Annotated in this window: 19 protein-coding genes; 11 read left to right on the top strand and 8 right to left on the bottom strand. The window is 60.8% G+C overall.

The features are described 5' to 3' along the window. Nucleotides 1–60: 60 nt before the first annotated feature. The 3 genes from prpR (at nt 61) to M1D44_RS24430 (ending at nt 4,409) form a co-directional block, all read left to right on the top strand. Complete coding sequence (gene prpR, locus M1D44_RS24440) at nt 61–2,007, top strand: propionate catabolism operon regulatory protein PrpR (RefSeq protein ID WP_024978189.1); 1,947 nt, start codon at nt 61–63, stop codon at nt 2,005–2,007. Nucleotides 2,008–2,120: 113 nt separating this feature from the next. After that, nucleotides 2,121–2,819 (top strand): HD-GYP domain-containing protein, encoded by a 699-nt coding sequence (locus tag M1D44_RS24435; protein WP_316852645.1) that lies wholly within the window; start codon nt 2,121–2,123, stop codon nt 2,817–2,819. Nucleotides 2,820–3,056: 237 nt separating this feature from the next. Then, nucleotides 3,057–4,409 carry a GGDEF domain-containing protein gene (locus tag M1D44_RS24430; protein WP_112188702.1) on the top strand — a complete coding sequence of 451 codons (1,353 nt, stop codon included), beginning with the start codon at nt 3,057–3,059 and terminating at the stop codon, nt 4,407–4,409. A 23-nt stretch (nt 4,410–4,432) separates the two neighbouring features. Here M1D44_RS24430 and M1D44_RS24425 read toward each other — a convergent pair whose 3' ends face one another. Next, entirely contained in the window at nt 4,433–5,002 is a 570-nt protein-coding gene (locus tag M1D44_RS24425) for a cysteine hydrolase family protein (protein WP_316852644.1), read from the bottom strand. A gap of 169 nt (nt 5,003–5,171) precedes the next feature. On the opposite strand from M1D44_RS24425, the gene M1D44_RS24420 reads away from it, so the two are divergent. Then, a complete protein-coding gene (locus tag M1D44_RS24420) occupies nt 5,172–6,482 on the top strand; it encodes a chloride channel protein (RefSeq protein ID WP_316683422.1) in 1,311 nt (436 codons plus the stop codon). An 84-nt stretch (nt 6,483–6,566) separates the two neighbouring features. Here M1D44_RS24420 and M1D44_RS24415 read toward each other — a convergent pair whose 3' ends face one another. Further along, complete coding sequence (locus tag M1D44_RS24415) at nt 6,567–7,046, bottom strand: VOC family protein (protein ID WP_316852643.1); 480 nt, start codon at nt 7,044–7,046, stop codon at nt 6,567–6,569. A 236-nt stretch (nt 7,047–7,282) separates the two neighbouring features. Between M1D44_RS24415 and M1D44_RS24410 the strand changes: the two genes are divergently transcribed. Next, nucleotides 7,283–7,441 carry a hypothetical protein gene (locus tag M1D44_RS24410; RefSeq protein ID WP_316852642.1) on the top strand — a complete coding sequence of 53 codons (159 nt, stop codon included), beginning with the start codon at nt 7,283–7,285 and terminating at the stop codon, nt 7,439–7,441. A 76-nt stretch (nt 7,442–7,517) separates the two neighbouring features. Here M1D44_RS24410 and M1D44_RS24405 read toward each other — a convergent pair whose 3' ends face one another. The 4 genes from M1D44_RS24405 to M1D44_RS24390 form a co-directional block, all read right to left on the bottom strand. Next, a complete protein-coding gene (locus M1D44_RS24405; protein WP_316852641.1) occupies nt 7,518–8,387 on the bottom strand; it encodes a DUF2242 domain-containing protein in 870 nt (289 codons plus the stop codon). 257 nt (nt 8,388–8,644) lie between these two features. Then, nucleotides 8,645–9,880, bottom strand: a complete 1,236-nt coding sequence (locus M1D44_RS24400; protein ID WP_316852640.1) for a Rossmann-fold NAD(P)-binding domain-containing protein — start codon at nt 9,878–9,880, stop codon at nt 8,645–8,647. A gap of 366 nt (nt 9,881–10,246) precedes the next feature. Beyond that, a complete protein-coding gene (locus tag M1D44_RS24395; RefSeq protein ID WP_316852639.1) occupies nt 10,247–11,068 on the bottom strand; it encodes a hypothetical protein in 822 nt (273 codons plus the stop codon). 11 nt (nt 11,069–11,079) lie between these two features. After that, a complete protein-coding gene (locus M1D44_RS24390) occupies nt 11,080–11,820 on the bottom strand; it encodes a metallophosphoesterase family protein (protein WP_316852638.1) in 741 nt (246 codons plus the stop codon). Between the two features lie 359 nt (nt 11,821–12,179). On the opposite strand from M1D44_RS24390, the gene M1D44_RS24385 reads away from it, so the two are divergent. From M1D44_RS24385 to M1D44_RS24370, 4 genes are all read left to right on the top strand, one after another. Then, nucleotides 12,180–13,139 (top strand): restriction endonuclease, encoded by a 960-nt coding sequence (locus M1D44_RS24385; protein WP_316852637.1) that lies wholly within the window; start codon nt 12,180–12,182, stop codon nt 13,137–13,139. Nucleotides 13,140–13,271: 132 nt separating this feature from the next. Next, complete coding sequence (locus M1D44_RS24380) at nt 13,272–15,683, top strand: SIR2 family protein (protein ID WP_316852636.1); 2,412 nt, start codon at nt 13,272–13,274, stop codon at nt 15,681–15,683. A gap of 554 nt (nt 15,684–16,237) precedes the next feature. Next, nucleotides 16,238–16,516: a hypothetical protein gene (locus M1D44_RS24375; protein ID WP_024978201.1), complete on the top strand. Its 279-nt coding sequence runs from the start codon at nt 16,238–16,240 to the stop codon at nt 16,514–16,516. Nucleotides 16,517–17,304: 788 nt separating this feature from the next. Further along, nucleotides 17,305–19,596 carry a LamG-like jellyroll fold domain-containing protein gene (locus M1D44_RS24370; RefSeq protein WP_316852635.1) on the top strand — a complete coding sequence of 764 codons (2,292 nt, stop codon included), beginning with the start codon at nt 17,305–17,307 and terminating at the stop codon, nt 19,594–19,596. A 264-nt stretch (nt 19,597–19,860) separates the two neighbouring features. Here M1D44_RS24370 and M1D44_RS24365 read toward each other — a convergent pair whose 3' ends face one another. Beyond that, on the bottom strand, nt 19,861–20,256 hold the full coding sequence (locus tag M1D44_RS24365; RefSeq protein ID WP_316852634.1) for a helix-turn-helix domain-containing protein: 396 nt from the start codon (nt 20,254–20,256) through the stop codon (nt 19,861–19,863). 385 nt (nt 20,257–20,641) lie between these two features. Here M1D44_RS24365 and M1D44_RS24360 point away from each other — a divergent pair, with 385 nt between their 5' ends. Next, nucleotides 20,642–21,667: a response regulator transcription factor gene (locus M1D44_RS24360; RefSeq protein ID WP_316852633.1), complete on the top strand. Its 1,026-nt coding sequence runs from the start codon at nt 20,642–20,644 to the stop codon at nt 21,665–21,667. Between the two features lie 187 nt (nt 21,668–21,854). On the opposite strand, the gene M1D44_RS24355 is transcribed toward M1D44_RS24360, so the two are convergent. Next, nucleotides 21,855–22,319 carry an Lrp/AsnC family transcriptional regulator gene (locus M1D44_RS24355; RefSeq protein WP_024978208.1) on the bottom strand — a complete coding sequence of 155 codons (465 nt, stop codon included), beginning with the start codon at nt 22,317–22,319 and terminating at the stop codon, nt 21,855–21,857. Between the two features lie 133 nt (nt 22,320–22,452). On the opposite strand from M1D44_RS24355, the gene M1D44_RS24350 reads away from it, so the two are divergent. Further along, complete coding sequence (locus M1D44_RS24350; RefSeq protein WP_316852632.1) at nt 22,453–23,499, top strand: zinc-dependent alcohol dehydrogenase family protein; 1,047 nt, start codon at nt 22,453–22,455, stop codon at nt 23,497–23,499. Nucleotides 23,500–23,695: the final 196 nt, after the last annotated feature.

Genomic DNA, 23,695 nt, shown 5'->3' with positions numbered 1-23,695 from the left:
AATCTGGAAACGCTCGGCGCATAATGTCGAGACCGCTGTTTTTTCTGGCCGCACCGCACCATGAGCCCCACTGCACCCGAGCTGACCGACCGCCCCCGCATCTGGGCCTGCGGTATCAGCCGCCTGAGCGATCTCTTTCTCGACATTGCCGCCGAGTACAACGACCGCGCCGAGCTGCGCGTCATCACGCGCGGCTTTGAAGACATCGTGCGCGAGATCGAGGCCGCCGGCACAGAGCGGCCCGACGTGGTGGTGGCGGGCGGGTCCAACGGCGCGTATCTGAAGCCGCGTCTGTCGCTGCCCGTGGTCGTCATCAACCCGACGGGTTTTGATGTGATGCACGCGCTGGCCCGCGCCCGGCGCGATGCGGAATCGGTGGCGCTCGTCACCCACGGCGACACGCCCGAAGAGGTGCGCCGCTTTGTCGCCGCCTATGGCATGGATGTGGTGTTTGCCTCGTACACCTCGCGCCAGGGCGCGGAGAGCTGCGTACTGGACCTGCGCGACCGTGGCGTGGGCGTGGTGGTCGGCCCCGGCTTGGTGACGGATCTGGCAACGCAGGCGGGCATGAACGCCGTGTTCCTGTATTCGCGTGACTCCGTGCGTGCGGCATTCGATACCGCGCTCGAAGTCGTGCAGGCCACGCGCCGCGAAACGCTGCGCCGCCAGCGGCTGGACAACCTGCTGCAGCATCTGCGTGACGGTGTGGTCGCGCTGGATGCGCAGGGCCGCGTGGAGGCCATCAACCAGCGGCTGGCCACTGCACTGGGCATCGAGGCAAAACAGGCAATCGGGCAACCGCTGCTCAGCATCGCGCCCAGCCTGCTGGGCTTGCTGCCCGATGCCGACGGCGACACGCTGGGCACCGTGCGGGGCGTGAACTACGTCATCCACCGTGGCCCGCTGACGAGCACCGGCGCCGGCGCGACAGAAGGCACGGTCTTCACCTTCCAGGAATCCCGCGCGGTGGAGCGGCTGGACCGCACGCTGCGTTCACGCCAGCGCCCGCAGCAGTTCAGTGCGCGCTACCGTCTCGAAGACCTGGTGGGCGAATCGCTGCCGATGGAGCGCGTGCGCACGCTGGTGCGTCGCTATGCCAAATCCGACGCCACCGTGCTCGTGCTGGGCGAATCCGGCACGGGCAAGGAGATGGTCGCGCAGGGCATGCATCAGCTCAGCGCGCGGCGCGATTTTCCATTTGTCGCCATCAACTGCGGCGCATTTCCCGAGGCGCTGCTGGAGAGTGAGCTGTTCGGCTACGAAGAGGGCGCTTTCACTGGCGCACGCAAGGGCGGCAAGACCGGGCTGATTGAAGCCGCGCACCGCGGCACGCTGTTTCTTGATGAAATCGGCGAGATGCCGCTGCCGCTGCAAAGCCGCCTGCTGCGCGTGCTGCAGGAGCGCGAGGTGGTGCGGCTGGGCTCCACCGAGCCCACGCGCGTCGATATCCGCGTGATGGCCGCCACGCACCGCGCGCTGACGGACGCGGTGGAAGCCGGCACTTTCCGCGCGGACCTTTACTACCGACTCAACATCCTCAGCATTGCGCTGCCCCCGCTGCGCGAACGGCCCGACGACGTGATGCCCCTGGCCGCTGAACTGCTCGTGCAAGCCGCGCGCCGCGAACCGCGCCTGCTGCTGCGCATTGCCGATACCGAGGAGGCTGCCCGCGTGCTGGCCGGCGTCGCCGAGCCGCTGCGGCGCTACGCCTGGGCCGGCAACGTGCGCGAATTGCAGAGCGTGGTCGAACGGATTGCCGTGGAGCTGGCTTACACCGAAGACGCCAGCGCCGTCACGCAAGATGTGCTGCGGCTGATTGCACCGGAAGTGTTTGCCCGCGCCACGCCCGGCAAAGCGGCGGTATTGACGCTGCGCGAGCGCAGCCGGGGCGTGGAAGCCGAAGAGATACGCGCAGCACTGGCAGCCCACGACGGCGATCGCGACGCCGTATGTGCGGCATTGGGCATCAGCAAGACGACGTTGTGGCGGCGGTTGCAGGCGGGGTAGATCAAAAATGACCCGCGTAGGTGGTTGCGGTCGACTGGCGCGCTGACTATCGTGCAATCCTCCATCGAGCCTCACTGCGTGCTGGCAGGCGCGCTACCAAGAAGGTCAACACCATGGCACAGCAAAGCCGGCCCCACATCATCCTCGCCAGCCTGACGCTTGCTGGCGGGTCGCGCTATCCGTCGGCTCTGGGCCATCTTGTCCGGACGGCCACTGTTGCGGCGTACCTGGCAAACGTTTTGGAGCTGGACGACGCCGAGCAAAGACGCATCTATCTTGTGGCGCCCGTGCACGACATCGGCAAGCTGGGCATTCCGGATGACGTCCTGCTCAAGCCCGCCTCCCTGACCGACGCGGAGCAAGAGGTCATGCAACGGCACTCGGACATCGGTGCCGACCTGCTTGCCGGAATGCCCGATCCGATCCTGCAATTGGCAGCGAGCGTTGCCCGCCATCATCACGAGCATTTTGACGGCAGCGGCTATCCCGGTGGCCTGGCGGGGGAAGATGTCCCGCTTGCTGCGCGCATCGTCGCCATTGCTGATGCCTTTGACGCCATGCTGGAGCCGCGCGTCTACCGCCAGGGGATGGCCGAAGCCCACGCGCTGGATGTGCTGGCCGAGCAGAGCGGCGGGTATTTCGACCCGACCCTGGTCGAGTGTTTCCTGAAGAAGGTGTCCGAGGTTCGACGCGTCCGTGCTGCTGCAGAAGGCCTGGTGCAGCAGTACGGCGACGTGTCGGGTGTCATCCGGTTCTACGGAGCGCGAGGCGAATCCCCTTCATTCCTGAGGTATATCCAGACGCTTGGATAATCGGCGCCCCGTGCAGCGCGTCATTGCTGGCGGCGCACGCCCGCTCGGCGAAACGCCATGCGCGGCGATCCTGCCAATCGGGGTCACGCTCTTCGCGTAGATGCTTGCCGCGACACCCAATTTGGCGAGCTTTAGCCGTGCAGCGCAAAGCCCACACAACCCTTTGGACGGCTTTTCGGTCGGGCCGGAACCGTGGAGAATCGCGCTCCAATCCTGCTCGCCAACCTGTAGTTCGGAATGACAGAAAACAATCCCTCGGAGACCGCCCGGCACGCCCTCAAGCTGCTGGCCTCACGCAGGTTGGCGCCCACGCCAGACAACTTTGCCTCGATCTATTACGAAATCGCCGGCAGCAAGCCAAACGCAAACGGAGACGCTCAGGACGCCGATCGGATGGCACTGGTGCGGGAGTTGTGCGAACAACTCGCGCGCACGGTGGAATGCTGCCTTCCGGTGCTCGGTGAAGACGATGCCAGCATCGGCCCCGCCGCGTGGGCGCTGATCCGGGCCTGCCGCTCCGAATTCGAAAGCCTTGCCAACCTGAACGTCAAGCTCTCGACGTTCAACCACAGGCTGTCGCTCGCGGCCGAAGACCAGGGCGAGATTCGCCGGGCGCTGCTGGGCCTGCTGCAACTGGTGTTCGAGAACATCGGCGAGCTGTCATTGGACGACCACTGGCTGCGCGGCCAGATCGAAGCCCTGATGAAAGCCAGCGAGGCCCCCGTGAGCCTGCGCCGGCTGGATGACCTGCGGCGTCGCCTCATGGAGGTGATCCAGAAGCAAAGTTCGCTGAAGTCGAAGTCGATCGAAGCCCAGGAAGAGATGAAGCGGCTGCTGGCCGCCTTCATGGAGCGCCTGTCCGTTGCCGCCGAAACCTCGGGCGAGCATCACCGCCAGATGGAAGCCTGCGCCAAGAAGATCGAATCGGCCAACAGCATCGCAGAGATCGCGCCGGCCATTCAGGACGCGCTGTCGGCCACCCGCTGGATGTCGGTGGAGTCGGCCCGCAATCGCGACGTGCTGTCGGCGATGAAGGTCAAGGCCGAAGAGGCTGCTGCCGAAGTGGCGCAACTGCGCAAGGCACTCGACATGGCATCCGCTTCAGCCCGCCACGACCTGCTGACCGGTGCGCTCAATCGCAAGGGTCTGGAAGAGGCGCTGGAGCGCGAGGTTGCCCGGGCCGCGCGCCAGAACACCACGCTCTCCATCGCGTTCCTGGACATCGACGACTTCAAGTCGATCAACGACACGCACGGCCACGGCTTTGGCGACGATGCGCTGTCGCACCTGGCCCAGGTGGCCCGCGAATCGATGCGCCCGCAAGACACGCTCGCCCGCTTTGGCGGCGAGGAATTCGTGATCCTGATGCCGGACACGCCGTTGGAGGAGGGCGTGCAGACCATCGTCCGCCTGCAGCGGGCGCTCACACAGCGCTTCTTTGCGGCGGGCGACACGCGGCTGTTCATCACCTTCTCTGCCGGCGTGGCGGAAGTCGGCAAGGACGAACCGCCCATGGCGGCCATCCATCGCGCCGACCGCGGCATGTATCAGGCCAAGCGCGCCGGCAAGAACAAGGTGGTCAGCGCCTGAGGCACGCCGAGCCCCTGCTGTGATTACTCCAGCAGCGACAACGCATCTGCCAGCGACAGCACCGTCGTGCGCGATTCAAACGCCGTCGCAAAAAGATGGTCGTGCACGATCGGGTCCGGGTCGTAGCAGCAGTCCTTCACGGTGAACAGGCGGTAGTCCGCATCGCTCGCGTGGGCAATGGACGACAGCATCACGCCCGTCGACGCAACGCCCACCATGATCAAGGTATCGATGCCCTTGGCGGATAACCGCACCTGCAGATCGGTGCCGTAGAACACGCTGGCGCGGTGCGCGATGATGATCGCCTCATCAGGCTGCCGGCCGAGTTCTGGCGAGATGCGGTCTTCAACGAACAGCCCCAGTTTCTTGACGCCTTGTCCGTTCTTGTTCAACGGGCTGACTTCCGGATAGCCGGGGCTGAAGTGGAACTTCGCAAAATAGACGCTCACGCCCTTGGCCCGCGCGGCGTCGCACAGCGTGCGGGTGTTGGAGAGCAGCGTGGGTGCGACGGCCGGAAACAACGCCATGATGTCGGTCTGATAGTGCATGACCAACAACGCCGTTTGCTTGGGAACAAGCGCGAATGTCGACATAGGGCTACACGAACCGGGAGGGGACGGCGGTCGACTCTATCACGCGGCGTCGCCGCCTGCCGCGTGCGATCACGGTCGCAAGATGAGGCCGCAAGACGAAGCCGCACAAAGAGGCCAACTCACGTCGGGTCCTATAATCTCCGCTTCCCGGACCCGACACCCCAGCCCCATGTTTTCTCCTCTCCACATCGCAGATCAATCAGTGCGTCGGGCCAGGAGACTCTGGGCAAACTACGGCATCTTCTGGCTCGGTGCCGTTCTCGTGGGTCTGGTATCCGTCGCCTACGCCAAGCTCATCGATTTGGGCTTCGAGCTTTTTCGAGGCATGGTGTCGCACGCGTTCTGGCTGCCGATCGTCATTACACCGGTTGGTGCGGCACTGGCCATCTGGCTGACACGCCAGTTCTTTCGAGGTGCCGAGGGCAGTGGCATTCCGCAGGTGATTGCGACGCTGGAGGACGGGCGGCTATCCAGTGCGCTGCTCTCCCTGCGCATCATGTTCGGCAAGATCGTGGTCTCGTTCCTGGGCATCCTCTGTGGTTTTACGATTGGCCGCGAGGGGCCCACGGTGCAGATCGGGGCATCGCTCATGTACGCCATGCGGCGGGGCTATCGTCGAAGCAGCAAGCACATCGACCGGCAACTCGCCCTGGCGGGCGCAGCGGCCGGGCTTGCGGCCGCGTTCAACACGCCGCTGGCGGGCGTCGTGTTTGCCATTGAAGAACTGACGCGCAGTTTCGTGGCCCGCAACAGCGGCACACTCATCACCGCCATCATTTTTTCCGGCGTGGTCGCCCTCGGCCTGCAAGGCAATTACCTGTACTTCGGGCGCATCCAGGCCATTGGGCAGTTTCATCTGGCGCTGGTGCCTGTGGTGATTGCCGCGAGCGCCCTCTCGGGTGTGGCGGGCGGTGCGTTCTGCTGGCTGCTGCTCAACATTCCTCGCTGGATGCCTGCGCGGCTGGTTGACATCAAACAAGGGCAGCCGGTGTGGTTTGCCTTCGTGTGCGGTATCGCCATCGCACTGATCGGCTTGGTTTCAGGCGGCACCACGTTCGGCAGCGGTTACGCAGAAGCGCGGGGCCTGCTGGAAACCCATCAGGCCCTCTCGCCGTTCTATGCGGTGCTCAAGTTCTGCGCGCTGATCGCGTCGTACCTGTCGGGCATTCCGGGTGGCATTTTTGCGCCGTCGCTGGCAATTGGCGCGGGGCTGGGCAACGTCATGTCGCTGGTGACATCGGCGATACCGCTGCCCAGCCTTGCCGCGCTCTGCATGGTCGGCTATCTGGCGGCGGTCACGCAGTCGCCCATCACATCGTTTGTGATCGTGATGGAGATGATCGACGGCCACGAGATGGTCTTGCCGCTCATGGCCGTGGCGTTGTTGTCCAGCCAGGTATCCAAGGCGCTCACGCCGTCGTTCTATCACACGCTTGCGCATCGGTTTCGTGCGTCGGTGCCGCGCCCCGTCGCGCAGTGAGCGCGCTCGTCTAACGGCATAAACGCACTGGCTTTGCATCGGCACGCTGATCGGCGCGCCGATCCCCTCACTAGCCAGCTCGGTTCAACCGCGCCGCGCCGCCTCGATCGTGGCAATGTCGATTTTGCCCATCGTCATCATCGCGTCGAATGCGCGCTTGGCTGCTGCGCGATCCGGATCAGTAAATGCCGCAGTGAGCGCGCGCGGCGTGATCTGCCACGACAGCCCCCACTTGTCTTTGCACCAGCCGCAGGCGCTTTCCTGCCCACCGTTGCTGACGATGGCGTTCCACAGCCGATCGGTTTCGGCCTGGTCGTCTGTCGCAATCTGGAACGAAAACGCATCGCTGTGCTTGACGTGCGGGCCGCCGTTCAGCCCCAGGCACGGAATGCCCGCCACGGTGAACTCCACCGTCAGCACATCGCCCTCCTCGCCGGCGGGGTAGTTGCCGGGCGCGCGGTGCACAGCGGTGACTTTGCTGTCTGGGAAGGTCTTGGCGTAGAAGTTGGCCGCATCCAGCGCGTCGCGGTCGTACCACAGACAGATCGTGTTCTTGCTGACCATGCATGTCTCCTGAAGGGCGGGCATCGGCATGTGCGGTCGAGGCATTCCACAGGTTGCGCGTGCCCGTGATGTGACGTGGATGCCGTTGCCGTGGCTTGCACTCTCGCACATTCCTACGGCAGAGGCGGGTACTGTTTCTCGTAGGTTTGACGCATGCGTCATGCCGGCTCGGGCAGCTTTGCGATCACCTTGATCTCGAACTGGAACCCTACGCAATAAACGTATAGTTCGTAGCCATGAAACGAAACCTGTTTGCTGAACTGAAAGAGGGAATGGACGCGCTTGCCGCAGAACGTGAAGGCAAGGTGACCCCCCGCGAGGCCAAGGCACGAGCGCCTGAGCCGGTGGACGTGAGTGCCGATCCGGAAAGCTCGCAGATGCCAGAAGCGCTCTAATACAGCGCCCCAACAAAAAAGCCGCCCCAAAGGCGGCTTTCTTTTTATCTAGCGGCAATCGACGCGTGCATCGCGTTCAGCTTGCGCCGCCCGTTGTCGAACCAGCCGGTTCGGACGCGGGCGCGGTGTTCGGCGCCGGGGTCGTGGCTGCAGGGGCCGATGCCGGTGCAGCTTCAGCCGGGGCCTTCGAGGCCGGCGCAACCACAGGCGCCGCTGCAGGCGCGGAAGCGGGCGCAGCAGCCGGAGCCGAAGCCGGCGCCGCCACCGGCACAGGCGGCGCGGCCGGCGTGGGCACCACCGGCGTGGTCATCTTCATCGGCTCGCCCTGCGGCGTGGGAGCGGGCTCGGGCAGCGGGGCCACGTGTTCCTTCTCCGCCGCCTTGGCGATCTTGCGGTCATGGCGGGCGGGGTCGATCTTCAGGAAGTGGTCGACCAGGTTGAAGTAGCGCTCGTAGAACACCCCGGCCGGAATCGTCTCGCTTGCCACCTTCACCATCGAGTCGTCACCCGAGCCGATGGGCAGCGACACCGAGCCCAGGATGCTCAAGCCCACGCTTGCCGACGTGCTCGTCTTCTTGAGCGTGTAGCGGTCTTGCACCGCGTTCACATAGGCCGTGCTCGACGTGCCCTCGGTATTGGCCTCTGCGCACACCACGTGGAACGAGATCACCACGTGCGAATCGTTGCTCGGCTGGAAGTTCTTGCTGCCGTCGATCGTGTCGGGGCGGGGTGAGCTCGACACATAGCCCTGGCTCAGCAGCGCCCGACGTGCCGCCTCGCACGTCGCATCAGACTTGGCGTGGAAGGTGCGCGCATAGGGGCTTGCCGCCGCATCAAACTGCTCCTGCTGATAGAGCGGCGTGGGCGCAGAGCTGCACGCAGCCAGAGCGGCGGCGATGCTGGCAGCAGCGCACAAAACAGACAACGGACGGAAGCGGTAGGGCATGGCGTTGGGCAAAAGGGCTCGGCCGGGTGATGGTGCGGCGGCGGCACCACTGCGTGTGCGGCGCAAGTTTTGTGCGCGGCGGGCGGTGGCGGCGTAGGCGGGTGGCCGGGCGACATTATAAGTTTGTCGGGTGACGGGACACACCCCAGCCATGTGCTCGGTCATTCGCTGTTGCAAACTGGCCAAGGCACCGGGACGGGCGTGGGAACAACCCCTCCCGGTTCCGGTGCAGTGACAGTCGGCGGCGGTCTTGCTGGCTAGCGTTGTATTGACACGTCGCTGACGGTGTAATCCCACGTGCCGTAGTCCTTGGATTCGGCGTGAATGGCAACGAGATAGCGAAGCTCTTCGATGTAGTAGTCGACGTTCCGATCGCCTTTGTCGTTCAGACAATCCATTGGCCATGCCCGCCCACTGAATGCCGAGTGGATTCGGCTTGCCTCAATGGGTTGGCCGATTGTGCAACGGTGCCCGACCCGGCTCGGAATTTCCTGAGTGGGGATTGTGCGCATGTCTGCGTGGTATGACAGCCGCGCCCCCGGAGCCCATTTCGGCGCATCCACTTCCAGCGACTCTGTGACGGTGACATCTCGGCTGTTTGCGAAAGCGGAGCGCATTTTTGACTTCAGCTGAACGATACCCATCATTTCCCGATCGACGGTGAAATCTGAGCTGTAGATCTCGCGTACTCGTGTTGTGCCGTCTTTCTTTGGTTCAACCTCATAGACGCTGCTCTCCTGAGGTTGTCCGTTGCGCTTGGCCGCAACAGTGATTCTTGCAAGCGACACAGTTTGCGGCTTAGGCATAACCGACGCCAGCTTCTCCGCTGTCGCTAGGACGGCGGGCGGAATCGTGACATCGCCCATATCAAGATCCCGCTGTAGGGGCGCCTTCATACGGAGCGTTTCTCCACCGATCCCCGCGTAGGTGGCCTGATCGATCGGTTTGCCGCATGCCACCTCGCTGATGGCAATGGCGTAGTCATCAGTGGAGTCGAAAGGTGTTGCCAGGTCGCTCTGCTCGACGATTCCGTCAGTGATGGCTCCTTCTGGAGTGAAGTCGTAGCCAACTGTGATGCCATACGTTTTTGCGGCGCAATTCACCCGAACAAATTCACGCTTCGAATCGTATGGAGCGTTGTACGGTGGGTCAAAGGTGATCTTTGGGTAGTCGTACCTTGTCCAGAACGATGCCGTGGTGCCCGTCTTAGAGAAGCTGCTGGCGTCCATTTGAATCAGCGTCCCTTTGTCTACGCGACGAAGGTTCACCAAGCGTTCTGGTTTAACGGGCAGTTGGCACGCCCAGTTCAATATGGATTCTGCACCGGGCATGTTTTGCGTCGGCACGAACCCTGTAGCGGTGTAGCGGCCGGATGCACGACCGGGTATCCCATACGCCCGAGGAAGGGGCTTGCCATCCAGCGTTCCGTCCGTCCATGCAAAACGGAGAGCGTGGCCGTCGCAGTCGAACTCGATTGGAGTCTGATATTTCATCGCGCCTTGGACCAAGGCGGATGTCCCTCTATGCATGAGATAAACGTGCGTCCCGATCCGATGCACGGAGTCTATGAGGTACTCGAGACTGGGTTTGACAGGTACCGGCGCCCATCCTGTAGAAGGGGCTGCGACGCAGGGCAGATAACAGCTCAGAGCAAAAATTCCGGCGACGGTGTGTTTGAACATTCGGTGAGTGCGTGAATTGAATAACGGCAGTGTCGTAGAGAGCCACAACTGGTGCTGGAGAATACAGCGTCCTGTAGAGGTTCTTTTCTTCTCGTATTTCTCGTACGGCGCTGCGTACGTCTCATACGACGTGAAGATTTCGATGATGGAAAAGCTGATCCAGTTGGCGGTTCCCAGCTATTGCGCAGAGGGAGCGACCGGCGTTTGATCGCCATCTGTTGAGCTCGCATGGCCCGCTGCAACCAACGCCCGCCGCCGCAGCAAGAACACAATCGCCCCAACCGGAATGCTGAAGGTCAAGATCAGCGGCGCATACGGACCAGCCGCAAAGGCGCCGACGCCTGGGATGGCGAGGTTAAAGAGTTGGAAGCTGAGGTCGCCGGTCGTCCAGTTGAAGAAGAACCTCGTAATGCCGAGCGCAACGAACAGCAGCCAAAGCCACTTACGCTTGGCAATCGGTGTGCGGAAGCAGAGCACCAGTACGTAGAGCTGGAACAACGCGATGCCAATCACCAGCCCGAGCACGAAATAGTGCAGGAACCCCTTGCCTGCAAACTTGAAGGCATTGGTCTCACGCAGTGACTGCTTTTCGGGATAGGCATGCATGCCGATAATCCGGAGCTGCGCATCCTTCCTTTGCAGCATGACGTTCGTGAGCATCCACGCGTTGGGGTACTCGTATTCGTAGGTCAGGTTGTAGGTCGTGACGCCGTTGCGCATGTTGGTCTGTGTGCCAACGAGGCTGATGCTCTTGGGCTGGGCCGATGGAAACGCATTGGCCATCTTTTCTAGTGTGTCTCGCGTGTCAGCCGTTTTGAGGCTGGGATCGAGTTGGCTATCGAGCGAGCCGAAGTCTTTGGCGATCAGCTCAGAAAGCGCGCGCTGAGCGATGGCGGATTCCTCTTTTGGGGCGAACTTCTCGAGCATGGTTTGCTGGTTGCAGCCAGCAAGCAGGGCGAGAACGCCGAATACGAGAAGGAGTTTTTGGTAGAGGCGCATATCGAGTTTCTTTAGTCTTTTGCCCTGCCAGTGCGCAACGCAACCGCCCAATCTGGCCTGCCCCGCCGCTCCGCAATCGCCGCCGCATCATCCCACGCGTATTCAACCGCACGGAACTCCGCACTCCATTCACCTGCCTGTTCAGTGACGATGGCATAGCGCGCATGCGGGCTGCCGGTTTCAATCGTGTGGGCGAACGGATAGGCATCGCTGTAAGCCTGCAGGCCGACACTGCCCGGGTTGACGATAAAGCGGCCATCCACCAGCTTCATCGCGCGTGGCATATGGGTGTGGCCGCACAGCACGAGCTTCGCGTCGGCATCTTCGGCACGGGAGAGCACTTCATCGTGCGTGGCTGCGCGGCAGCCTTTCTCAGAAAGCGATTCCAGAAAGTAGGTCTGGTCGTGCTGGGCAGACCCGTGAACGAGCAGCACATCGTCTTTGATGTACCGAAGCACGGGCAGGCTGGCAAACCACGCGAGCTGATCCGGCCGCAATTGCTCAAACGCATATTGATCTGACGCACCCATGCGCGACGGGTCGCCCGCAAGAACCTGCCTTTCATGATTGCCGCGGATGGTTGGCAGGTTCAGTGCCATCAACCGATCAACCGTTTCGCGCGGTTGCAGCGGGCCAGACGCAATATCGCCCAGGTTCACGATCAGATCGACACCCTGGGCTTGAATGTCTTCCAGCACTGCGTCTAGCGCGGCCAGATTGCCGTGAATATCGGAGAGGGAGGCGATTCTCATGGAGCGTGAGAGCCATGACGATATGGGAAATAGGTGCCGAATCGTACCGGAGAGTCTTTGCCTGAGTAAGTGCAAAAAGGACCGGCACCCGCAGCCACGCAGCGCCACGCGCCACCGCACCCCAGATATGCCCAATCCTTAATTCAGATTTTCGACAAACATAAATCAGCACCCCAGTTTCGATCTTTATCAACCGCCACCCAAAAAAACCTCCGAAAACCCCACCAACGGGGGCAGCGCAATCCCGATGCATCGCCTATGCTGTTTCCCAATTAAAAACCGGCGCCCTGATTTGAATCGGATTATCAGAGAAAGCGCCTAGTCCTAAATATCTAGAAGCATTAGGCCGGGGGCGGTAAATGGGGCGGAGGAGAAAACAAGCATCCACCAGCGATGTGCTGTTGGCGCTGCCGTGGTGGATGCTGGCGATTGGCTCGGCAGCCAGTTACCTGATTTTTCACAACATCCTCCCAGCCGCGTTTGCGGCCAACCCCATCTTGAGCGGCCTCGGAATGCTGGCGCGCGGGCTGGCCTGGATGCCCGCGCTGCTGCTCGCCTTCTTTGCCGTGCTGTCGTACCTGCGGGAGCGCAGCCAGCAGGCCGATGCCCGGCTCGGCCCCCCGCGCACTGAACCGACTGGGCGCACCCGCCCGCCGAAGGCACCGCCCCAGCCCGCCCGCAACGCCGCGGGCAGCAACACGCCCAACCCCGCACGCAACACCACCACACCCCCGCAAGCCCCCACACCGGCAGAACCCGCCACGCCCCAGAGCTGGACGCTGGAGGCCATCCAGTCGCTTGAGTGGAAGCGGTTTGAGCTGCTGTGCGTGCAGTACTACGAACAGATGGGGTTTGCGGTGAAGACGGTGCCGCACGGCGCAGACGGCGGCATTGACGCCACGCTGTACAAGGCCGGCCAGGACGCGCCCGTGGCGGTGGTCCAGTGCAAGGCGTGGACCAAGCCCGTGAAGGTGGAACAGGTGCGGGCGCTGGGCGGCTCCATGCTGGCGCACAAGGTCAAGCGGGGCGTGTTCTGGTCTTTGTCGGGTTATGTCGGCAACCCGGTGCAGGAGTATTCCGGGCTTGCCGGTATCCAGCTATTGGACGGGCCGGCGGTGCTTGAGCGCATTCGCGCGCTGGCCGAAGAGAAGCAGGCCGCGCTGCTGGCGAAGGTGTTTGAGGGGGATTACCGCACGCCTTCGTGCCCGGCTTGCGGGGTGAAGCTGGTGGCGCGGAATGGGAAGAGCGGGGCGTTTTGGGGGTGTAGCAATTACTGGAAGGGGTGTCGGTATACGTTGCAGGTGGGGCGTGCAGCGTGAATGCGCTCCCGCTACACGGCAGCAAAGGGTTAGGGTTTTTTAGCTGAGAACTTTATTTTTCTGGTGCCACTTATTGCCAGGTGCTGTTTCGAAAAATAAATATATATTTAAATTATGCTATCTAAAATTGATTTGGATTTGCTTCGGCAGGGTTTGTTTTCTGGTCAGTACAATCTTTTGCTTGGCAGTGGTGTATCTCTTGATAGCAAGGACAGATTTGGTTCTGATCTAAAATCAGCGACGGAGCTAACGAAGGGCTTGTGCAAGCTGAAGGGAGTTTCCGACACCACGAGCTTGTCGCGAGTGAGCTTATTGCTCGAGCCTAGCGAGGTTGATAAGCATCTAACTCAGCCTTATCTGGGCTGCAAACCGGGTGAAACGGTTAAAAGAATCACATCGTATGTATGGAGAAATATATTCACATTTAATATTGATGATGCGCTTGAGTCGGCATATGAGGCCACGGAGCGGCCGAAGCAAAAGGTAGAGTCGCTGAATTACGATAGTTTGTTCAAGACACAACCCAATAAAGGGTACTTGTCACTGATTCATTTGCATGGTTTTACAAGGGAACCCGAGAAGGGGTACGTATTTTCCACCACGGAGTATGGAAGGGCCACGCGCGGTATGAGTGCTTGGATGCATGTGCTGGCCGAGTTAATGGCGAGCGAACCCTTTATTATAGCTGGAACAAGTCTTAACGAGTCCGATCTTGAGTATTATCTCGCTGGTCGCACGGAAGCTTCGGCGAGAACTAACAGAGGACCATCGTTCTTGGTGGAGCCTTATCCTGACAAAGTAACAGAGCTAGTGTGTAAACAACACGGACTCACTCTTGTCAAAGCCAAGCTCTCAGAATTTTTGGCTTGGTTGGCGAGTGAACTCGGCGCTCCGCCGCTAGTTTCGCAGTTGACGATTCCGTCGCTTGATGGTGTTTTCTTGAAAAAACCATCGCCTGAAGATCAGATTAATTTTTTTTCGTCCTTTGAGCTTGTGAAGCCGGCTGTTCAAAATTCTGAGGGAGAAGTCTCGCCATTCTATTTTGGGAAATGCCCAAGGTGGTCAGATTTTGAATCTTCGCTGGATGTGCCCACGGATGATGAAAGGGCGATTGGTGCAAGGGTAAGGAATTGGCTAAATTCCGATACTTCTAAGGTAAAAATAGTAAACGTGAACTGTGATCCCGGGAGCGGGAAGACTACGACAATTAGAAGAATTGGATATGACTTGTCTAAAGATGGATTTGCGGTTTTGTGTTTGGGGGTCAACTCGGTTTTTGATTACGAAAACTCCGCGCGGGTTCTTTCTCTGATAAATAGGCCTGCTGTTTTGATAATTGATGGCCTTGCAGATCACTCGCCGTCTGTGCGGTCGCTGCTCGCAACATTAAATCCACCAAAGCCAATCGTAATATTGTCAGCGGATAGAGATTATAGGCGAGATCATATCGACAGACTGATTGGTGATTTCGATATCGAGTATTGCTCCATAGGGGGGTGGTCTGCTGACTTATATGAGCGCTTGATCGAGAAGTTGCGGCGTGCAGGGTTGCTGGGTGCATCGGATGCCGTTCGCTATCCTAGAAAATTCGCGAGTCAGTTAGCTCGTGATCCCGTTGCAATTGCAACTTGCCGTGCCCTCAACAATTTCAAGCCGCTTGAGGCAATTCTACGTTCACTCTGGAATGATGCTAAAGAAAGTGATAGGCGAAGTTACGCAATTGCCGCCCTTGCCGAGCACTGCTATGCAGGGGGGATTTTTCATCCAATTCTGGAGAATTCATTTCATAACAGCGGACTAAGCAATCAACTTAAAATGGATTGTCCTTTGCCTCTGGCATATGCTGACGATGGGGATTATGTTCTGCCTCTGAATCCTGTAATAGCTGATAGGCTTCTTCACATGCTTTCAAGAGAGAAGCAATCGCTGTTGCTCGAGATTTTCTCGATGTTGGCAAACGCTTTGTCACCCTACGTTAATAGGCGCGCAACGATTGATAGAACTCCTGAGGCAAAGTTGGCCGCAAGGCTCTTCAGTGCTGAACAAGTCGCCCGGCCCCTTCTAGGGACTCATGCAGACGCATTCTTTAGCCAAGCTCGGGAAGCTTGGCAGTGGAATTCGAGATACTGGGAACAACGAGCGCTTTTGACGCAGTCGAATAATATTGATGTCGCGATTCAGTATGCTAGACATGCTGTCGCAATTGAGGAGCACCCATTTCCGTGGACCACTCTTGCTTCTTTGTTGACTAAGAAGCTCGAGGTTTCCAATGTTGGGGCGGAAGCTCTATATAGTGAGATATACGACGTTTTGGCAAAGGTTATCAAGTATGAAACGACGAATAGAACTTGGAGGCCAACGCCACATCCATACTCTACTTTGTTTAGTGCTACGATTTTCGTCGTAAATAAGAATGGAAAGATCTCGCCGAAAAGACGTGATTGGATATTGCAGCAGGTTGATTTTTGCAATCGAGTCTTCTCTAGAGACTCTATTCTGATCGAGGCTGCTAATAAGGTGTCTGAAATTATAAAATCAGAATAGCACTGTGAATGCTGGAATGTGGTGGATTTCAATTGGTTCAGTTTCGAGAACGCTATCGACGCGTGGGAGTGAGATGGTGGAATAGAGGGGCGATGAAAGGATAGCCCGCGTTTTAGCGCGGATAGCTAGTCCCAGTGAATGGGGCCGCGCGGTGATGGATCGGGCTTAAGTCAATTTGCTCTCACAATGGCCTCTTACTTGCTATTGGACTACTCCCCCCGCTAAACTCCCCCCCGCTGCGGCAACAACCGCAGCCGAGACTGCAATCTCGCACGTCACTACCCGGAAGAAACTCAAGTTTCTACCGCTGTCGTCGTTCGCCTATACGGGCGGGCCTCGGCAGGGAGGGCTTCGGCCCTGCCGTCTTGGTAGTAACGTCGGTATTGCAGACCTTGTCGTGTGCCCGCCCACCCTCCCAGGTGGGTGGCTCCTCACTCAACCAGAGGCAAGACAATGGATCAACCGACCCAAGCTGTACCCATCCCACGCGGGCGTCGCCCCGCAATCTGTCACCTTCCCGGCATCGTGCAGCGTCCTCCGTCAGGGGGTGCCCAATGAGCCTTGAAGACGAAATCCTGTATTCGCAAGGCGCGCTGAGCGCGCGGGATTATCTGCGGCGCACGCAGATGAACATGAAGGTGCAGCGGCAGTTCAACCCCCAGACGTTGCGCTTGGAGTATCAGATTCGCGTCAAGGACAAGGCTCTTGAATACCAGGCCGGGTTTCTCGATGCGATTGGTGCCTTCATGCTGACCTCGCTGGATGGTGTGACAGTGGACTTGTACCGGTGGGAAGTCCTGCACGTGCTGGCACGTGCGAACAAGCAGAAATAAAAAAACAGCAGTAAAAGCGAACCCGCGACGGGCGGGGGCGCCAGGCCAGGGCACAACGCCCAGCCCTCTATGTGCCGCCCAACTGGCCGAGCACGACACCCAAAGGCCCGACCGCCACGGTCTGAGGCCAAAACGCCGAGCGCCAACACCCAAGCGCCGCTCGCAGACATTCAAATTTTCGAGCTCAAACACTCGCGTGCCGAGGTCAGAGGGTCGACTGCCAAGCTAAAACTGTCGACTGCCAGCCCCAGAGGGCGAAGCGCCAATGTCCGAGGTCCAATTAGTCGGAGCTTTGAGAGCTGGGCGCCAGCCTCAGAGGGTGGAACGTCGCTCTCAGAGGGTGAAACGCCAGCCTCGGAGGGTGGAATGTCAGTGTCGGAGGTTGGAACGTCAGTGTCGGAGGGTGGAACGTCAGTGTCGGAGGGTGGAACGTCAGTCTCGGAGGGTGGAACGCCAGCCTCGGAGGGTGAAACGCCAGCCTCGGAGGGTGAAACGCCAGCCTCGGAGGGTGAAACGCTAGCCTCGGAGGGTGAAACGCTAGCCTCGGAGGGTGAAACGCCAACCTTGGAGGATGGAACGTTGGCCTCGGAGAGTCGAACCGGGCCTGTCAGGATTTCCGTGTTCAAGGCGGTGTTGAAAATCACACGGCCGAACGAATCGATCCGCAAAGCCAGCAGCGCATTGCGTCCGAACACTCAACAATTCTCACCGTTTGGCCATTTGCGTTGACGCGCCTTCGCGCGCTGACCTACGGTTGCGCCATTAAAAAAAGATGGTCGGGTCAATACATGATGAAAAAGTCCGTGGAACGCGCCAGCGTCGGCGCGGTGCCTAATCCTGTGCGTCGAGCGCTGTCATTGGGTCTGGGGCTGTTCCCCCTGTTGCCGTTTTTGCCGGGGTGCGGCGGCGGTGTCGAAGACGCCTCCGCTGCGGGGCTAGGCCAGCCGCAAGAGAAGACAGGCGGCGCGGCTCCGACCGTCCCGACCGCCCCTGCCAAACCAGCACCTGCCACGGCTGCGTCGGCGTATGAGAGTGGCGTCTTCCGCCACCCGGCCCTGCTGGTGACTGAAGACGCCTTCACCCGCATCCGCGCGCATATCAAGGCTGGCGATCAGCCGTGGACGAACTGGTGGAACACGCTTGGCGTCGATCGCTTCGGCACGCTCGACACCAAGCCCTTCCCGCTGCCAGCCGTTTACCGGGCCGATGGCAGCAAGAACAACCTGTACGTCGACATCTGGCGCGCGTGGTCTCTGGTGCTGCACTGGAAGTTGTCTGACCCGCAAGACAACCGCTATGCCGACAAGGCAGTGGAGTTCCTGGACGCTTGGGCGAACACCTTGAAGGTGATCGGAACGGTGCCGCCGGGCTCGACTGCCCATGACGACCACACCTTCATCATCCTGGCCGGCATACAAGGCCACCAGTTGGCGCAGATTGGCGAAGTCCTGCGCACGTACCCCGGCTGGGCACCCGCAAGCCTGAAGCGCTTTCAGGACATGCTGCTCAACGTCTTCGCGCCAATCTGTTCGAACTTCCTCAGCGACGGGCGCATCGGCTCGCATGCCAACTGGGACATGGCCTCGATGGCAGGCGCCATGGCCATCGGCGTGTTCTGCGATCAGCCGGATCTGTACCGGCTGGCCTACGACTGCTATGCGGGCAACAACCGCGGCAAGCTGCGCAATTTCGGCAACGGCTCGATCGTGCACGGCGTGTACTACATGCACCCGGGCCATTTCGGGCAGTGGGAAGAAAGCGGCCGCGACCAGGGCCACTCCACGTTGGGCATGTCGCTGGGTGGGGACTTGATGGAGATGGCCTGGAACCAGGGCGACGATCTCTACGGGCTCTATAACAACCGCTTCCTCTCGGCGGCCGAGTACGTGGCGCGATCGAACCTGCTGGACGAGAACGGCAAGCCCTACGCGATGCCCTATGCGCGCGAGCAGAACCCCACCGCCCCGCACCCGGCACCGTGGACGGAGGTGAACCAGTCGTTCCAGCACCGCCGCAACGCGTGGGAGCCCATCTACAACCACTACGTCAATCGTATGGGGCTGGCGGCGCCCAACGTCGCGCGCATGGTGACGTGGTGCGAGCCGAACTACGGCGGCAGCAGCGACGACGTGATGTACCCCACGCTCACGCAGCGTCTCTCGCCCTATGCCGGGCCGATGAAGCCGCCGTCTGGGCTCACGGCCCATTTGCGCGGCAACCGCGTCGTGCTGTCGTGGTGGGGCAGCGTGGGCGCCACCTCGTATGCGGTCAAGCGCGCCAGCCAGGCCAACGGCCCCTTCAGCCTGCTGGGCACGGTCTCGGCCAGCGAGCTGCTCACCTACAGCGATACCCCGCCCAACGGCGTCTGGTTCTATCAGATCAGCGCCCAGGGCAACGGTGCCCCGAACACGGGCTCGAACGTGGCACGCATTGCGGTGCCGGGAGAGACGCGCCTGTCATTGCCGCTGAACGACCCGAACGGCACCGGCACGGTCGGCGCGGTGCTGACCGCCGCCGGCACCACGGCCTTGGTGCAGGGCACGCTGCTGGACGGCGCAACCTGGGGCGACGGGCGCGTCAACGACAAGGCCATCGCATTCGACGGCCAGAAGGCAGGCCTGCAGTTGCCGTCGGGGTTGTTTGCAGACCTCGACGACTTCAGCATTTCTTTCTGGGCCTACGCGAATGGGCTGCATTGGGATAGCTGCATGTTCTTCGCAGGGCAGGACGCGAATGCAGCCATGGCCATCGCGCCGCAGTCCGGCTCAGGCGTGCTGCGTTTCATGATCTTTGGCGCAACGTTCAATGATGCGCAGGTTGTGGAAGCGCCGTGGCCTCTGCCGATTCGCCGCTGGGTCCATGTGGCGGTCACGCTGCAGGGCAACACCTGCCGCCTCTACGTTGACGGCACGGAGGTGGGGAAGAACGACGACATGCTGCTGTCGCCGCGCCAGGTGGGGGATCAGGTCACCTTCCTGGGCCGCAATTGGGCGCATCCATCGTTCAACGGGCGCATTCAGGGCTTCCGCGTTCAGGCGGGTGCATTGAGTGCTGCGGAGGTTGCGACGCTGGCGCGCTGATGTAGCGCCACATCGCAAAGTTGCCGAACCAACCGTCGAGCCCGAAGGGTGCGCGCATGGTGCGTGCACTCGCAGTGCAGGCAGTGTTGGTTGAATCGGCGCGCGTTGGGTGCTCGGGCAGCGCCCAATGGAGTCACATGCGGCAATCGGCCATGTGATGACCCTGCCAGCAGGCCGGACTAAGCGTCAGCGGCCGCGCTGTGCTCCACATCAAAACGGATCGCACGCGAAACGTCGCGCCATACAGGTGGCGCTTGGCGCGCCTTAGCGCGTGCGTTGGTAGATCGTGGCCAGCTCTGTGCGGTTGCGTGCACCCATTCGCACGAGCAGTTGGCGCATGTGTGTTTTGACCGTCTCGACGCTGATATGCAGGCGTTCTGCAATCTCGGAGTTCGACCGGCCGCAGGCCACCTCTTTAAGAATGTCGCACTGGCGCGGGGTGAGGGGCTTGGGCTCCAGCGTGTTGAGCGATGGGCTGGGCTCCATGCCGCTGGCCGGCTCAAGCGATTTCAATGCGCCGCTCAGCATCTGCTGCACGTCTTCCAGCGCCATCGGCTGCAGCGTGGGCTGTGAAGGCAGCCAAGTGGAGTCGTTGAGCAGCGATGTGTCCAGAAAGATGACGGCCAGCGATGTGGCAGCAGCATCCCAGCGCGCAACCATGGCGGTCGATGGAAGGCCAGGACTGCATATGTCTGGCGGACTGGTCGACGGTGGTGTTCGCGCTGGCATGCGGGTTCCTCTTTGAAAAGCACGGTGCAACCTGACTGAAGGCAGGCAGTTGCCGGTGATGACGGCTCGCAGCCGCGGCAGCCAGCCTTCGTCAGGCGCACTATCGCAAAATCGGGCGGCCTGCAACCATCGCTATGGATAGCGATGGTCAGTGCGGTGCACGTGCGTTACGCGGTTGGGCCAATCTCAAGTGCACCAGCTATAGGGCTGGGCCGTTGTGCCGATATACCTGTTTGTATTTGTATTGATTGGCGCGCCTGGAGCCCCACGATGAATTTTCAGACTCAACACCAGTGGCGAGCCGCCCAAGCGATCGATGGACCTCTCCACAGCTGAACTGCGCGCACTGCTCGATATCACCGGGCATTTGCATGAGGCATCGAGCAGCAGCGTTCTCGACCGTCCGGAAGTGGCCGAGAAGCTGGGGTCACTCCTGCATTTCGATCTTGCGGCGCATATCCAGTGGGGGCACGACGGTAGGCATCAGACACGGCCAAGCGCGCTGTGGGGCCGAGACCAGGCCATGCGCGGTGAGTATCAGCAGTACTTCCATGGGGTCGACTCGATTGCGCAGTGCCTGACGGGCAGCTTTGAACCTGTCGTGATCGAGCGGAAGATCTGCCGCTCTGAATGGGGCAAGTCTGAGTACTTCACAGATTTTCTCTGTCGGCACAAGGCGTATCCGGGCATCAGCCTGCGCCTGCCAGATGCCAACGGGATGCTGCTGGACTATCGGTTCAGCACCAGCGATCCAAACAAGCGTTTCGGTGATCGAGAGACATTGCTGTTGAGCCTCTTGAAGCCGCATCTGCTGAATGCGCATCAGCTTCGCGTCATACAGGAAGTGGGGGAAGTCGGCGCTGCTGCTGATGCCGGGGCGCATGTGCCCACATTCATGCTGGACGGCAAGTCACCGCCCCTGCCCAACGCAAAGGCGCGCGCCATCATGATTGGGCTTTGCATGGAAGAGCGTGACGCGCTCTATCAGCAATTGACAGAGGCGGCCAACGGATCACGCCACGGGCAGTGGAAAGGCTTCGGCTTTTGCGTGGAGCGACTGGCTGCCCACGATGGCTCTGGGCACGGTTGCCGGATTCACCTTGTCGCACGGGGCGTGGGCTCATCGGCCTGGTTCCAGCAGCAGTTTGGCGTGACCGTGCGCGAAGGGGAGGTCTGCCACCTCATGCTCAAGGGCATGTCAGACAAGCAGATCGCCCTGGCCCTGAACATGAGTTACTGGACGGTGCGCACCCACGTGGGGCACATCATGAAAAAGATTGGCGTGGAGTCACGCAGTGCGATCGGCCTTGCCGCGCTTGAAGCTGGCGGATCGCTGAAGTAATGCACGCGCGCGTGGCCATCTGTGCCGCGCCGGCAACGGTTACGTTGCGCGAATTTCAAACATCCTCAAATCGCTTGTTCTGAAAAGACGTTGATCTGGTGACGTTGCGCCGGTTCATGGGCAGGCCATCGCCCAAGACCGGCTAGCTGATGCTGTGCCCCAGCGTTAAGTGCAGGGCTGGCCCGCCTCAAACAATCGGCAACCGCTTGGTCGACTTCACCTGACGAAGCGAAATATTCGAGCGTATGCCAAACACACCGGGCAGTTTTCTCAGGACCTTTTCCACGAAGCGGCTGTAGTCGTCCAGATCGTTGGCGACCACCTGGAGCAGGTAGTCGGCTTCGCCGGTTGTGTTGTCGCAGGCCAGGATGTTGGGGCTTGCCAGGATGAGCCTTTCGAACTCCGCCGTGACCTCCTCGGTGTGTTGGGTGCACATGATCTGCACGTAGACCATCACGCCGAGCCCGAGCTTGCGCCGGTCGAGCGCCGCGTGATAGCCCTCGATGAGGCCGGCATCATCCAGGCGCTTGAGCCGCCGCCAGCATGACGCTTCACTCAAGGAAAAGCGCTCCGCCAGCTTGGCGTTTGAGACGCGTCCATCCTGCTGGAGTTGATCCAAAAGGCCCAGATCGATGGTGTCCAGTGCTTCCATGAAATCTCCTTTCCACGGCGTGTCGGAATCAGAAAGAGCGCTTCGAAAGACTCCAGAAACGCTCTCAAAATAGAAAGATACTTTCGACGACTGCGGCTTATATTGCAACGCTCATCCGCTCTGCGTTGAAATCATGAAAGCCATAGTCTACGAAGCCTTCGGCGCCGCGCCAAAGCACATGAACGTTCCCGACCCGACTCCGGCAACGGATGGCGTGGTCGTGCAGGTGATGGCCAGCGGCGTGTGCCGCAGCGACTGGCACGGTTGGATGGGCCACGACGCGGACATCGAGCTTCCGCACGTGCCCGGTCACGAGCTGGCCGGCGTTGTTTCGGCGGTCGGTGCGGATGTGACGCGCTGGAGGGTGGGTGACCGGGTGACGGTGCCGTTCGTGGCCGGCTGTGGTCACTGCCCCGAATGCCACGCGGGGCACCAACAGGTGTGCGAACAACAGTTCCAGCCAGGCTTTACGCACTGGGGTTCGTTTGCTGAATACGTCGGCATTGGCTATGCCGACCTGAACCTCGTGCGCTTGCCCGATGACCTGGACTTCACCACGGCGGCGAGCCTCGGTTGCCGCTTCGTGACGGCGTTTCGTGCCGTTGTCGACCAGGGCAAGACCACTGCCGGCCAATGGGTTGCGGTGCATGGATGCGGCGGCGTGGGCCTGTCGGCCATCATGATTGCCAACGCCATCGGCGCGAATGTCGTGGCCATCGACATTTCAGACAGCGCGCTGGAGCTGGCGCGTGCGTTGGGGGCCGTCGCCACGGTCAACGCATCGCGTGAGTCGGATGTGGTTGAGGCGGTGAAGGCCATCACGCAAGGGGGCGCGCATGTTTCGCTCGATGCGCTGGGCCATCCGACCACATGCTTCAACTCGATCAGCAATCTGCGCCGGCGCGGCAAGCATGTGCAGGTCGGCCTGATGCTGGGTGATCACACGACACCCGCAGTGCCCATGAGCAAAGTGATCGCGCATGAGTTGGAGATTCTGGGCAGCCACGGCATGCAGGCCCATCGCTATGGCCCCATGCTCGACATGATCCGCACGGGCAAGCTGCAGCCAGGGCGAATGGTCCGCAGGGAAATCAGCCTCAGCGCCTCGATCGAGGCATTGACGAACATGAACCGGTTTGAAGGCACCGGCGTGACGGTGATCACGGATTTCGCATCCTGAACGATGTCACGGGCCGACCCTGCGTGGTGTCGACCGCATTACCTGCGGACCGCGTCACCTGTGCCGCCGCTGATTGTGCGCGGTCGGTCGCCCCCGGTCGCCGCATCGCTAGTCATAGCGATGGATGAACACACTGTGAACGCTATGCTGTTGCGAAACATAACAAGCGGGGTAGACGTGTTGATCGACCCCGCGC

It is taken from the genome of Ralstonia sp. SA306 (genome assembly GCF_054792405.1).
The sequence above is the reverse complement of the archived record's forward strand: the minus strand, read 5'-3'. Positions and strand labels throughout refer to the sequence as shown.